13 protein-coding genes are annotated in these 13,995 nt (G+C 42.6%); 8 read left to right on the top strand and 5 right to left on the bottom strand.

Annotation, left to right across the window (positions count from 1 at the left end):
- Position 1 precedes the first annotated feature (1 nt).
- The 8 genes from nuoH to A6J60_RS03490 all read left to right on the top strand — a co-directional run bounded on the left by nuoH (position 2) and on the right by A6J60_RS03490 (position 9,664).
- On the top strand, positions 2 to 1,042 hold the full coding sequence (gene nuoH, locus A6J60_RS03525; protein WP_096064758.1) for an NADH-quinone oxidoreductase subunit NuoH: 1,041 nt from the start codon (positions 2 to 4) through the stop codon (positions 1,040 to 1,042).
- A 220-nt stretch (positions 1,043 to 1,262) separates the two neighbouring features.
- Complete coding sequence (nuoI, locus tag A6J60_RS03520) at positions 1,263 to 1,811, top strand: NADH-quinone oxidoreductase subunit NuoI (RefSeq protein ID WP_096064757.1); 549 nt, start codon at positions 1,263 to 1,265, stop codon at positions 1,809 to 1,811.
- A complete protein-coding gene (gene nuoJ / locus A6J60_RS03515; protein ID WP_096064756.1) occupies positions 1,808 to 2,530 on the top strand; it encodes an NADH-quinone oxidoreductase subunit J in 723 nt (240 codons plus the stop codon). Before nuoI ends, nuoJ begins: the two co-directional genes overlap by 4 nt.
- Before the next feature lie 407 nt (positions 2,531 to 2,937).
- Positions 2,938 to 3,249: an NADH-quinone oxidoreductase subunit NuoK gene (gene nuoK / locus A6J60_RS03510; protein WP_026348978.1), complete on the top strand. Its 312-nt coding sequence runs from the start codon at positions 2,938 to 2,940 to the stop codon at positions 3,247 to 3,249.
- A gap of 4 nt (positions 3,250 to 3,253) precedes the next feature.
- The gene (gene nuoL, locus A6J60_RS03505; protein WP_096064755.1) at positions 3,254 to 5,128 is read left to right on the top strand and encodes an NADH-quinone oxidoreductase subunit L; all 1,875 of its coding nucleotides are present in this window, start codon (positions 3,254 to 3,256) and stop codon (positions 5,126 to 5,128) included.
- 1 nt (position 5,129) lies between these two features.
- Positions 5,130 to 6,887: an NADH-quinone oxidoreductase subunit M gene (gene nuoM / locus A6J60_RS03500; RefSeq protein ID WP_096064754.1), complete on the top strand. Its 1,758-nt coding sequence runs from the start codon at positions 5,130 to 5,132 to the stop codon at positions 6,885 to 6,887.
- Entirely contained in the window at positions 6,887 to 8,362 is a 1,476-nt protein-coding gene (locus A6J60_RS03495; RefSeq protein WP_096064753.1) for an NADH-quinone oxidoreductase subunit N, read from the top strand. The genes nuoM and A6J60_RS03495 overlap by 1 nt, the downstream gene beginning before the upstream one ends.
- 486 nt (positions 8,363 to 8,848) lie before the next feature.
- A complete protein-coding gene (locus A6J60_RS03490; RefSeq protein ID WP_096064752.1) occupies positions 8,849 to 9,664 on the top strand; it encodes a ferredoxin--NADP reductase in 816 nt (271 codons plus the stop codon).
- A gap of 185 nt (positions 9,665 to 9,849) precedes the next feature.
- On the opposite strand, the gene A6J60_RS03485 is transcribed toward A6J60_RS03490, so the two are convergent.
- From A6J60_RS03485 to A6J60_RS03470, 5 genes are all read right to left on the bottom strand, one after another.
- Positions 9,850 to 10,629, bottom strand: coding sequence for a hypothetical protein (locus A6J60_RS03485; RefSeq protein WP_227526048.1), 780 nt, complete (start codon positions 10,627 to 10,629; stop codon positions 9,850 to 9,852).
- Positions 10,630 to 10,719: 90 nt separating this feature from the next.
- Positions 10,720 to 11,550, bottom strand: a complete 831-nt coding sequence (locus A6J60_RS03480) for a MipA/OmpV family protein (RefSeq protein WP_096064751.1) — start codon at positions 11,548 to 11,550, stop codon at positions 10,720 to 10,722.
- A gap of 164 nt (positions 11,551 to 11,714) precedes the next feature.
- Entirely contained in the window at positions 11,715 to 11,945 is a 231-nt protein-coding gene (locus tag A6J60_RS13505; RefSeq protein WP_227526047.1) for a hypothetical protein, read from the bottom strand.
- Positions 11,946 to 11,966: 21 nt separating this feature from the next.
- Positions 11,967 to 12,470: a rhomboid family intramembrane serine protease gene (locus A6J60_RS03475; RefSeq protein WP_227526046.1), complete on the bottom strand. Its 504-nt coding sequence runs from the start codon at positions 12,468 to 12,470 to the stop codon at positions 11,967 to 11,969.
- A 255-nt stretch (positions 12,471 to 12,725) separates the two neighbouring features.
- On the bottom strand, positions 12,726 to 13,937 hold the full coding sequence (locus A6J60_RS03470) for an alpha-hydroxy acid oxidase (protein ID WP_096064750.1): 1,212 nt from the start codon (positions 13,935 to 13,937) through the stop codon (positions 12,726 to 12,728).
- Positions 13,938 to 13,995 lie beyond the last annotated feature (58 nt).

Here is a 13,995-nt window from a genome sequence, read left to right as displayed (position 1 = left end):
TATGGAATCGATACGAATCATCCCTGAGGTACCTAGCTTTTTAAACTTATCTACTGAGGCTTGGTCGATATTATTCTTAGTGGCTCAAGCGTTAGTCATCTTTTTAGTGGTGGTCATTGTTGCTGCCCTGATGATTATCTATGAGCGTCGCATGTTGGCACTGTGGCAAGACCGTTATGGTCCGAACCGTGTGGGCCCTTGGGGTTCATTGCAACTGGTCGCTGATATGTTGAAGATCTTCTTCAAAGAAGACTGGACGCCTAAGTTTGCCGATAAGTTCATGTTCATTTTGGCGCCAGCCATTGCCATGTTCACTGCTTTGGCTTCATTTGCCATCATTCCTATTTCTCCAACGTTAGGTGTGGCTGACTGGAATATTGGTATCTTGTTCTTCTTTGCCATGGCGGGTATGGCCGTCTATGCGGTAATGTTTGGTGGTTGGGCATCTGAAAACAAATACTCATTACTGGGTGGTTTACGCTCTGCAGCACAGACCATCAGTTACGAAGTTTTCTTAGGTTTATCATTAATGGGTGTGGTGGCGATTACCGGCTCGTTCAATCTACGCGATATCGTTACTGCACAAACCGGTGGTTTTTGGCACTGGAATATCTTCCCACAGTTTTTAGGCTTTTTAACCTTTGTGGTCGCCGGTGTTGCTGTTACTCACAGACACCCATTTGACCAACCTGAAGCCGAACAAGAATTGGCGGAAGGTTACCATGTTGAATACTCAGGTATGAAGTTTGGTATGTTCTTTATTGGTGAGTATGTCAACGTGGTGTTGATCTCAGCATTAATGACCTGTTTGTTCTTCGGTGGTTGGGATGCGCCAATGAATCTTGGCTTTACCATTTTGCCGCCTGCCTTTTGGTTTATGATTAAGACCTTATTTTTTATGACCATGTTTGTCTTAGCACGTGGTTCGTTAATGCGTCCACGCTATGACCAAGTGATGAACTTTGGTTGGAAGGTATGTTTACCCGTTACTTTAATTAACTTATTAATTACTGCGGCTTTAATTTTGGTTGCCAGCAATTAATCCAGTTTAGATAAGTTAGTTAAATTAAATCAGTTTTTAAATCTTCTATTTATTAGGTGATGATAAGCCAGCTCGACTAAAGTCTTTAAACTTAAGCCGTTAATTTAAGTTTATAAGTTACTTTAAGTTTATAAAAGGTGGTTAACGATTAAATTGAATCATGCGTTAACTTATTTTAGTTGAGCCAGCCGATCACTAATAAGCAATAAGAGAAGTTAACATGTTTAAAACGTTGAAAAATACAGTCGTGGGCATGTTTACCATCGTACGCTCTATGTGGATGGTTAACAGTCATGCGTTAAGACCAAGAGATACAATTTTGTATCCGGAACAGCCTGTTCCTGTGCCCCCACGCTTTCGGGGTCGTATTGTATTGACTCGTGATCCAGATGGCGATGAGCGCTGCGTCGCGTGTAACTTATGTGCGGTCGCTTGTCCGGTTGCCTGTATCTCATTACAAAAGGCAGAGCGAGAAGATGGTCGCTGGTATCCTGAATTTTTCCGCATTAACTTCTCACGCTGTATCTTTTGTGGCATGTGTGAAGAAGCGTGTCCAACAACCGCTATTCAGCTAACTCCAGATTTTGAGTTGGGTGAATATGTGCGACAAGATTTGGTGTACGAAAAAGAGCACCTATTAATTTCAGGACCAGGTAAATATCCTGATTATAACTATTACCGTGTCAGCGGCATGGCGATTAAAGACAAACCAAAAGGTGCTGCCAAAAATGAAGCAGAACCTGTTGATTTAAGGAGTCTATTGCCATGAGTTGGCTACATTGGTTTGATAACACCTCATTAGTTGGATTTTATGCCTTGGGCTTAGTGGCCATTATTGCCAGCTTACGCGTAATCATGTTGGCAAACCCAGTCCACGCCATCTTATCCATGATTGTTTCTTTATTAGCATTAGCAGGCATCTTCTTTATTTTAGGTGCTCCATTTGCAGGCGCACTGCAAGTGATCGTTTATGCCGGTGCTATTTTAGTCCTATTTGTCTTCGTGATTATGATGCTCAACTTAGGCGTCAAAAATGATGAACGTGAAAGCCTATGGTTGTCCTCAGATGTGTGGGCAGTGCCAGCAGCATTAAGCTTTGTGATTGCTGTGGTATTGGTTTACATGTTATCGATGGGTAATAGCTATCAAGGTGAGCATGTGGTCACCATGGTTGGCGCACAAACAGTATCAGCGAAACATGTGGGTATTGCTTTATTTACCGAGTACTTATTACTGGTAGAAGTGGCGGCTATGTTGCTATTAGCTGCGTTAGTTGCGGCTTATCACTTAGGTAAAAAGGCATTGGATGATGAAAATGAAAGTCATACCAGCCGTGGCGCTAGAGGATTGAACAGTGAGAATAACCCATTAGATAGCGACTCGCAAGGCTACCATTACCAGTCCATTGATGCCGCGAAATTTAAGAAGCAAAAAGGGCAGGGTACTCATCATCAGCATAAAAATCTGCATAATAAGGAGGAGAGTTAATGGCAACTGCAACCTCTGAAACAGTTACTACAGATGCTCAAATGGCAACTGAGACAACGACAGCCAATTCATCAGTTACTCAATTAGATGAAGTGCTAGAAGCGGTTGAAGGCAGTCAATTTGTTGACGCTAATGACGTGGCAGAAGTCAATAACAAGGCAGCCAATGAACAAGTCGATGCAGCATCAGCGCCAGCAACTACTACGGATCCGGTAGCTGATACTGCTGTTGCAGCAGAAACAGCACCAGCGCAAACTGCCCAATTGGCACCAAGCAATGAAACTACTGAAGCTGCTCAAACCACTGATGGCTCTCAATTAGCAGACACCACCAGCGTACAGACTCTAGAAATGAAGCCGGTTGAGATGATGCAGGCGCCACATATCGATGAGGCAGCACAAGCATCAATGCTTGGACCGATTCCTATGGAGCACGGCCTGATATTGGCAGGTATTATTTTTGCTATCGGTTTATGCGGGGTGATGGTACGCCGTAACTTCCTATTTATGCTGATGAGCTTAGAGATTATGATGAGTGCTGCAGGCTTAGCGTTTATCGTTGCAGGCAGTCATTGGTTAAGTGCAGATGGTCAAATTATGTTTATCTTTATCTTAACGTTGGCAGCTGCTGAAGCGTCTTTAGGCTTGGCCATCTTATTACAATTCTACCATCGCCGTGGTCACTTAGATGTGGATACGGCCAATGAGATGAGAGGTTAATATCATGAGTTTTCTAGCATTAACCTTCATCTTTCCGGCGTTAAGTTTCTTAATCTTAGCGTTCAGACGAGATCACTTATCAGAACAAGCGGCTCGATACCTAGGTGTCGGTAGCATGGGCTTGTCAGCGCTGTGTGCATTAATTGCTGGCTTAAGCTATCTTGGTCAAAATGATCCAAGCACTGTAATCAATGTACCGTTATGGACTTGGCTACAAGTGGGCGACTTTGCGCCAGCCTTTGGTCTAAGCTTTGATGGCTTAGCCTTAACCATGATGGGTGTTATTACTGGTATTGGCTTTTTAATTCACCTATTTGCCGCTTGGTATATGCAAGGCGATAAAGGCTTTGCTCGCTTCTTTAGCTATATGAACCTGTTCGTAGCCAGTATGTTATTACTGGTATTGGCAGATAACTTGCTACTGCTCTATTTAGGCTGGGAAGGGGTAGGTATTTGTTCGTACCTGTTAATTGGTTACTATTATGAAAATAGAGCCAATGGCCGTGCGGCGATGAAAGCCTTTACTGTGACTCGTATTGGTGATGTATTCTTAGCGTTTGGTTTATTCTTATTATTCCGTGAGTTTGGTACGCTAAACATTCAAGACATCATCATTCGTGCGCCACAGATGTTTGAGGTGAATAACCCAACTTTAGTACTGGCTACCATGATGTTGGTCGGCGGTGCGATGGGTAAATCAGCTCAAATTCCATTGCATACTTGGCTTGCTGACGCGATGGCAGGTCCGACGCCTGTTTCAGCACTTATTCACGCAGCAACCATGGTAACTGCCGGCGTTTATTTAATTGCGCGTTTACATCCACTATTTATCCTAACGCCAGGTATCTTATTGTACTGGGTAGGTGCTGTGGGTGCGATTACTCTTGTGGTTGCTGGATTTTGTGCACTGGCACAGACAGACATTAAGCGTATCCTAGCTTATTCGACCATGAGCCAAATTGGCTATATGTTCTTAGCACTAGGTGTGGGTGCATGGCAAGGCGCTGTCTTCCATCTAATGACCCATGCTTTCTTTAAAGCCTTGTTATTCTTATCTTCTGGTGCGGTAATTATCGCTGTTCATCACGAACAAGACATCTTCAAAATGGGCGGCTTGCGTAAAAAGATCCCATTGGTATTTTGGTGTTTTGTGATTGGTGGAGGAGCACTGGCTGCAATTCCTTGGGTCACTGTGGGCTTTTACTCAAAAGAAGCCATTCTTTGGGAAACCTATGCCACTGGCCATCAAGTATTGTTCTATATGGGTGTATTCGGTGCGTTCTTAACCTCACTTTATACGTTCCGTATGATTTGGTACACCTTCTTTGGCGAAGAAAAAACCATTGCTCACAAGTTATCAGGCCTATCGTATCAAGTACCATTAGTGGTGCTATTGGTGCTATCGACCGCTGTTGGCGCGTTCATCACACCGCCACTACAAGGGGTATTACCTGAAAGTGTTGGTCATCTATTAGAGCAAGCGGGCGACGCACATGCCAAGCACACTGCAGAATATATTGCTATGGGTGCGATGGCAGCAGGCCTAATCTTAGCTTTTCTATTATATGTGGCAAACAGTGGCAAACTACTGGCTAAATTTAAAGCCTCAAGTTTGGGCGGTGCTATTTATTATTGGTGCTACCATGGCCTAGGCTTTGATGCCTTATATGACATTGTGTTTGTCAAACCATTTTTACTTATTGGCAAAATACTCAAGTCAGATCCTGTCGACAAAACATGGAATATCTTACCTGCCATTGCTTCGGCCGGTAACAAGGTAATGGCCATGACACAAACAGGCTCGCTTCGAGGATATGCTGCAAGCTTTGGACTGGGGATGGCAGTGTTATTGATACTAGTCATGACGACGGTGATTTAAAATGACAGAACTTCAATTAGCTTGGATATTGCCAGCATTAATTGCAATCCCCTTTATCGCGGGGACACTGTGTTGGCTAGTAGAAAAAATTAATAACCGCTTGCCACGCTGGATTGCTCTGATTGGTATGATCATCACCTTTGCGCTGACACTTATTTTGTGGCGTGAAGGTGGGTTTGCCGGTATGAGCGAGCAGGTGCTTCCGACTGATGCTCAGCTGCCTTGGTTTACCGAATTTATGGTGCCTTGGATTGATAGCTTTGGTATTAGCTTTCACCTAGCACTTGATGGCATGTCATTAATGATGGTGTCACTGACTGCCTTCTTAGGTATTATGGCTGTTGGCTGTTCTTGGGGTGAGATTCAACGTCGTGTTGGTTTCTTCCATCTTAACTTATTGTGGAGTTTGGGCGGCGTTATCGGTGTGTTTTTGGCCATCGATCTGTTCTTATTCTTCTTCTTTTGGGAAATGATGTTAGTACCTATCTATTTCCTAATTGCTATTTGGGGGCACAATGCTACCAATGGTAAGACTAAAGAATATGCTGCCACTAAGTTCTTTATTTATACTCAAGCGTCTGGCTTAATTATGCTAGTCGGTATTTTGCTGTTGGTAATTATCAACTATCAAAATACCAGCGTCTTTAGCTTTAACTACAATGATCTATTAGGCACACAACTGGGCGGTTGGGAATATCCAATCATGCTGTGCTTCTTCATTGGTTTTGCGGTTAAGTTACCCGTTATGCCATTTCATGGCTGGTTACCTGATGCCCACGCACAAGCGCCAACAGCTGGTTCTGTTGACTTAGCAGGTATCCTAATTAAGACAGCAGCTTATGGTTTAATTCGCTTTGTATTGCCATTATTCCCAGCTGCATCACAAGAGTTTGCACCGATTGCCATTACACTAGGTACCATAGGTATCTTCTATGGCGCATGGATGGCCTTTGTACAAACCGATATTAAGCGTTTGTTGGCTTATACCAGTGTGTCACACATGGGCTTTGTGGTATTGGCGGTCTATGCCGGTACGCTAATTAGCCTACAAGGGTTGATGGTTCAGATGCTTGCTCATGGCTTGGCTTCAGCAGCATTGTTCATTATGGCAGGTCAGTTATACGAGCGTATGCACACGCGCGAGTTGCCATTGATGGGCGGTATGTGGGGGCAATTCCGTTATTATTCACCGTTATTAATGTTCTTCTGTGCCGCTTTATTAGGTATTCCAGGAACCGGTAACTTTATTGGTGAATTCTTAATCCTTATTGGCTCATTTGAGCAGTATCCAATATTTGTAGTATTTGCGACCTTTAGCTTGGTATGGGCAGGTTTGTATTCACTGATCATTATCTATCGTGCGTTATTTGGCAAACCAACAGTACCAGATTTAGAGAAGCTAAATGCAGCAGCGCAAGCTCAAAAAGCAGCGTATTTAAAAGCGAAATCAGAGACAATGCCACAACACGCTTTGGCATACTCAGGTACTGACAATCAGCATGCATTAAACCCAAGCTATGTTGAAGAACAGCCTAAGAAGAAAACAATTAATTTGTATGATTTAAACGGTCGTGAGCTTACTTTGTTATTAGTGCTTGCAGTGGGATTGGTGTGGTTAGGTTTATTCCCACAAACCGTATTAGATACATCAAGTCATGCGATGCAATGGATTAACAATGCTTATACCTACCATGATGTGGTTCATTTCGATGCTATTGAGACCATCCAGTCTACAGTTGCCACAGGGGAGGTACGCTAATGAATAATTTGATTGCAAACGCTTGGTCTGTGATGCAACCTTTTGCCCCGATTATTGTGGTTGTGGTTACTTTATTAGTAGTCATGCTAGGTATCGCCTTAAAGCGTTCACACTTTTTAATTGGTACATTAAGTGTGATGGGGCTAAATATTGCCTTGCTGTTATTAATTGGACAAATCATGGGCTGGGTCGCCATGCCTGAGCAACCTGTGATTAGCGCTATGTTTATCATAGATCCGTTTGCTCAATTTAATATGGCCGTGATTTTAGTGGCGGCATTGGCCTGTTGTACCTTAGCGTACCCTTACTTTAGAACCTTCAAGGACCACAAAGAAGAGCTGTATTTATTACTGCTATTATCTACAGTGGGCGCACTATTGATGGTATCTGCGCACAACCTAGCTTCATTCTTTATGAGCTTAGAGTTATTGTCTGTGCCTTTATATGGTATGTTGGCTTATGCCTTTATGCGCAACCGCTCATTAGAGTCTGGTCTGAAGTATTTAGTATTATCTGCCACAGCGTCGGCGACCTTGTTAATGGGCATGGCCTTTATTTACGCGGCAACAGGCACACTGCAGTTTAAAGAAATTGCACTGTCATTGCCTAATGTATATCAGTCTCCTCTCATGATTTTAGGGGCGGCTATGATGACATTTGCGGTTGCCTTTAAGCTATCAGCAGCACCTTTCCATATTTGGACTGCCGACGTTTATCAAGGCGCACCAGCACCAGTAGCGACTTATTTGGCTTCAGTGACCAAAGTTGCGATGATGGCATTGGCGATACGCTTCTTGATTGATGCAGCGATATTAGCTATCCCAGCGGTACAAATGGTTCTGATGGTTGTTGCGACGTTATCTATCTTGTTTGGTAATTTATTGGCATTACGTCAAACCAACTTAAAGCGCTTATTGGGTTATTCTTCAATCGCGCATATGGGTTATGTGATGGTTGCCGCATTGAGCGTCGCCAGTGGTGCTTATGCGATTACCAACATGTATATGGCGGTGTACGCGCTAACCTCTGTTGGTTTATTTGGCGTATTAACCTTAATGTCGAGCAGCTACAAAGAAGAGGGTGAGGCAGCAGAGTTATATCACTATCGTGGTTTATTCTGGCGTCGTCCGGTATTAACCGGCGTGATGACGGTAATGCTACTGTCTATGGCAGGTATCCCATTAACGGCAGGCTTTATCACTAAGTTCTTTGCGATTGTTGCAGCAGTTGATGGTCGTCAATGGTGGCTTGCCGCTATGATTATCGTCGGTAGCGCCATTGGTCTGTTCTACTATCTACGTGTCATGCTTACGCTATTCAAGCGTCCAAACCGTACTATGGAATTCGATGCCTTGTGGCATTGGGGTATCCAGGTTGGTGGTCTGATGGTTATTTTAGTGACACTACTGGTAATCTACGTGGGTGTGTTGCCTAATAACTTTATCCTATGGGCGACGCAGTCAATCATGTGGTAACAGTTAGCTTAGCCAATAGCCTAAGCTAACCATTGATAACGGTTTAAGATTAATATGCTTGTAGTGCAATCATTGTGCTACAAGCATTTTTTTGGGGCTACATTTTTGGTTTTAATTTTATGGGCCAACTGTTTTTCTATTAGTGAACTAAGGCAGTCGCGATTAAGTAGGATTTAAGTCGTTATTCCGAAAAGTGTTAATAAATATATTTAAAAGTAGTTATCTTGAAAAACAAATACACTTATTGGCCTATATGCACCATAATAATAGGCAAAGACTTTTGAAACGCATATAACAACTTACATAACCGCTTTCAAATTAAATTAGATCATACTTGTCAACTTAGTTCACTTAAGTCATCGATGTTCACTTAAGTCATTGATGACTAACACACAGTCGATTAGATAAAACTTTCAATACATAAATATCAACGCACAAGTATCGTTTATACAAGAATTCTTTATAAAAATAATATAGGTATATTTTATGTCAGATAATGTTCAAACCGTAAAAGTACTCAGTAAAACCACATGGACGCCGAATCTGTTTAGTTTTACCGTGACTCGTCCAGAGAGCTTTAAGTTCACTGCTGGACAGTTTGTACGCTTAGGCGTTAACCCAAGTCGCCTGGCGTATCACCAACAAGCCGGTAACTCTGATGCGCCGGATGAAGAAATCTTTCGTGCCTATTCTATGGTTTCCTCTCCATATGACGAGACGTTAGAGTTCTTCTCGATTGTGATTGAAGATGGGGCGTTTACCTCACAGTTACAGCACTTACAAGAAGGCGATGAGCTATTATTAAAGACCATGCCATTTGGCTTTTTGACATTGGCACGCTATCAAGAGCCAGCGCCTAAGGATTTATGGTTGTTGGCGACAGGAACCGGTATCGCGCCATTTTTATCGATGCTACAAGATTTGCAAACGTGGGAAAACTACGAGCACATCGTACTTGCTTATAGTGCGCGTACTAAAGAAGAGTTGGCATATTTAGATTTGATTAATACCCTTGAAGCAGACTTTGGCGGTTTAGTGGATAACCCTGCAAAGTTCACTTTTGTGCCAATTGTGACCCGTGAGAAAGTAGAGGGCGCATTAGAAGAGCGTTTCCCTAAACTATTGGTAAATGGTGAGTTGGAGCAATTCGTTGGTGCTAAGCTTGATCCAGAACACTCTCATGTGATGTTATGCGGTAACCCACAGATGGTTGAGGATACGCGTAATACATTAAGAGACGAGAAGGGTATGGCGATGAACCGCCGTGGGATGGGTAATATTGCGGTAGAAAACTATTGGTAATTTGCGCCTTATTCAAACTTTAAACCGCCAATCGCTTAAAAGCAAAAAGCCCTATTATAAAAATAGGGCTTTTTTTGACTTTATTAAGTAACGAAAGTTTAGTGAAACCTTGAAAGTAATCTTTGTCTAGTTGAGCACTTAATTTAATGAGTTGCTTACTAGTTAACTAATCTCTATTAGTAGTATTAACTTTCTTGGCTCGGTGAGATGGCGTCACCAATCGGATTAGTTGGACCTTCTAGTAACTCAGGCTCATCATCTGGAGTAATTAAATCTTCAACCCCATTGTTGGCCAGTAAGTCGCGTATATTCACTTTGGTTTTTAAGATCAACTGCTCTTCTTCTACCAGTCCGTAATTAACCTGAACTTTGTGAAGGGTACTGATGATCTTTTTATTGCGCTTTAACCAACGATTAATATCTAAATAAATGATGTTATCTTTGGGTCTGGCGATATTAATCTTACTTAAAATAAAGCCCAATGGATCTTTGTGCAATACGCTGTGATAGAACCAGATAACTAGCTTAACGCCAGTACGTTTGATAAACGACTCACAATGTAGTTTTATCACATCGGTATTGGTCTGCTGAGCAAACACAAAGCGCTGAACATCACGGTCAATCTGAACATGTACCAGACCAAAGTTACTGGCGATTTCGGCATAAATGCCCATCACATCGATGGTACAGTATAAGCGGAACCAATCATCGTGCAGCTCAACACGCAGCTCATGTATCTGCTTGACGTTTTTGGTGACGAACTTCTCTAATGCGCCATTGACTTGGTCTTGGCTGACAGGTAAAGAAAATTCATCATCGACAGAGTTAGCGGCTTTACTGTATACCGATTTTACTTTGTCAGAAAGATAAGACCATATATCAGAGACATTAAATTTTAGATTGTCATCAAAATCTGCATAGGACTCATCTGTCTTATCCATCTTAGGTTGCTGAGTAGGTTGCACGTAATTTCCTCTTCTATGAGCCAAAAACTTCAGCTTAAAGCCGTCTTATTATTCAAATAAAACGGTCACATTAAACCTCAAGTAGTAGGTTTAGAATTTATAAAGAAGACCAAGGGTCGTACGATAATCGACGCGGTCATCAACCATCGGGCTATCGCGTTGTTCATCTGCCAAGAAAGTCACTTTTTGACCTAAGAACACGTCCCAATCGTTATTGATGGTGTACATACCATTGACGCTTAGATAAGGGCTAAAGCTTGAGCTTGGCTCATATCTGTTAACACCAGACTTGGCTGACTCTTTGTTATCAACGCCATAATAATATTCGTTGTAGTTTTTATCGTTCCACTCAACACCTGCACTTGGATAAATGGTCCAGTTGCCAGGGTTTAAACGCGCGATATAAGTTAATCGTGCTACGGTACCATCACTGTGACCACTAACGTCTGTCGCAACCTGACCACGGAAGCCGCCGATAGGAGAGCGGTATAAATAGCTGGCACCGACTAGGGCAGACCATTTTCTTTTGCTTAGATTTTTAAGATCGCCACGTGCTTCATCTGGATCGAAGTATGGGCCTGTTGGCTCTACGTATGCTGATAGCTCACTGGTGCCGTCATTAAATAAATAACCACCAAATTGGCTACCACGGGCATAGACTTTTTCGCCTTCATAAAACGCACTTGGTAATACCGAAAATTGGGTGTCATCTAAATCATAAGCACTTTTGTTAGCGATGACGTTAGCGCCAATTTGTAAGCCGATTTTGTCTGCATCAGTGGTTGAGCTGTTGCCATACAGATCTTCAGCCTGAGCTTGGGTTGATGCCAAATAAGCCAGTGTTAAGCTCGCTGCCAAAAATGAAGTGGCTAATGAGTTAGGAGATGCGTTTGAGACAGTAGTCTGGGCTATTTTTATCATAAAAAACTCTTTTAAAGTTAGATTGTTTATATTAATTTAACACTAAGAAAAAGCAGGGTTAATATAGAATTTATGCGCTTAGTTTAATAAGTTTATTCAGTGAAAGCCAGTATCTTATTGATATAAGATGCTATGGTAATTTAGCAGTGGTTATTAAATAACACTTAAAGTCCCACTTGATGGCGTAAGTTAAACCAAAGCATTAAGAACACAGCGCTTATAATAACAAATATCAACCAAGGTAAGGCTTTAAATGCAGGTTTTGACGCTTGAGGTGATAAGCGTAAGCCGATCATAATACCTACGGCCAAAATAGCGCCTGTGATAGCGCCGCCAATATGACCGGCATTATCAATACCCGGTACCGCAAACCCATACATCAGGTTAATGCCCATAATCACAGCCAAACTTTTTAGCTATGGGTTTGGGCCTTGCTGACGCACATTGAGCAGTCGCTTTTTGAGTAGCTCAACCATTAATAACGCCATCCCCAGTCCCATAATACCGCCAGAAGCACCGGCAGAAATACCAGGGCTGCCATTATTGTGCAGTATCTGCCATAAGGTCACATAGTTATTTAATAGATTACCGCCGAGTGCAGACAGCAAAAATATCAGCAAAAACTTGGCTGAGCCAAAGCTCATCTCAGTGGCTTGACCAAAAAAATATATCGCAAAGCAGTTAAACAGCAAGTGCATCAAGCCAATGTGCAAAAAGGCACTGCTGATCAGTCGCCAAGGTTCAATCAGGGTGAAGGGTAAGGCATTAGCGCCCCAAAGCAGTAATGACTGCTGATATTCAGGGCTAGAAGACTGGTTGATATCGACACCAGTGGCAATCTGAATCACAAATAACACAACAAAGCTGCTGAGTAACAGGGCAGTGATGGGTGTTCGAGTAAATAAGCGTTGGATAGTCATAATGCAATCTGCTGGTATGAGGTAAACCCATTTTATACCAGTCTTGGAAAATAACCTAACCTTGTCAAATGTGGGTTGAATGCCAGTTACTTTTTAATCAGCCCCGCTATCAAGAGTGAGGCTGATTAAAAAGCTTTGGTTTAAAGAGAGTTTAGATGGAGGAGTAGCTGTTTAAAGATTAAACAGCTATTGATTGTAAAGCCATTAATTTAAAGACTAATGACTCAAAAGTTAATGAGCTAACAGTTAGCTTAATTAGCCCCAACGTATGGCAGGCGTGTAGGGCAGGGCCGCTTTAAGGTTTTCATAAGTGCCTTTAACCAAGATATTTTCATCAACTTGGTTAATGTTGGTATGACCACAGAAGGCCATAGTCACATCACACTCTTTATATAGAATCTCAAGTGCACGGCGCACACCATCTTCACCATAAGCACCTAGGCCGTATAAGAAGGCGCGGCCAATCATAGTGCCTTTAGCACCCAATGAAATCGCCTTCAATACATCTTGTCCCGAGCGAATACCACTGTCTAGCCACACTTCAATGTCACTGTCCTCGGCTTGTACCGCTTGGACGATATCTGATAAGCAAGCAATAGAAGAAGGGGCACCATCAAGCTGTCGTCCGCCATGGTTAGACACGATTAAGGCATCGGCGCCACTACGTGCTGCTAATATAGCATCTTCTGGCTCCATAATACCTTTGATAATAAGCTTGCCGCCCCATAAGTCTTTAATACGTGCCACATCATCCCAGCTTAGGCTTGGGTCAAACTGCTCAGCGGTCCATGACGATAGAGAAGATAAATCACCAACCCCTTTGGCATGACCCACAATGTTACCAAACGTGCGACGCTTGGCACCAAGCATGTTATAACACCATTCTGGCTTAGTCATCAGGTTTAAGATGTTGGCCAAAGTCGGTTTCGGTGGCGCAGACAGTCCGTTTTTGATGTCTTTATGACGTTGACCTAGCACCTGTAAGTCGGCGGTTAAGATAAGCGCAGAGCAGTTGGCTTCTTTGGCACGGCGAATAAGATTGGCCATGAAGTCCTTATCACGCATCACATATAACTGAAACCAAAACGGGTGATTAGTGTATTCAGCCACATCTTCAATAGAGTTGATACTCATGGTAGAAAGCGAGAAAGGAACTCCAAAATCTTTGGCGGCTTTGGCAGCATGCATTTCGCCATTAGCCCACATCATACCAGTAAATCCAGTCGGAGCAATTGCGATTGGCATAGTCACATCTTCGCCAATCATAGTAGTGGTAAGGCTTCGATTATCCATATCTACCAATACACGTTGGCGTAGCTTAATACGGTCAAAGTCGGTTTCATTATTACGGTAGGTAGTTTGGGTCCATGAGCCTGAATCAACATAATCATAAAACATACGTGGTACTTTACGTTCGGCAACTCTACGTAAGTCTTCAATTTCGGTCATCTTGCTTAAATCTTTCATGATATAACTCTCGCTTTCTAGGTGTGTGTAGGCAATAACTAAAAGTTTGTTACAGTAT

This window comes from Psychrobacter sp. FDAARGOS_221 (genome assembly GCF_002313155.2).
Classification (GTDB): Bacteria; Pseudomonadota; Gammaproteobacteria; order Pseudomonadales; family Moraxellaceae; genus Psychrobacter.
Note: the sequence above shows the minus strand (reverse complement) of the source record. Positions and strands in the feature narration are given on the sequence as shown.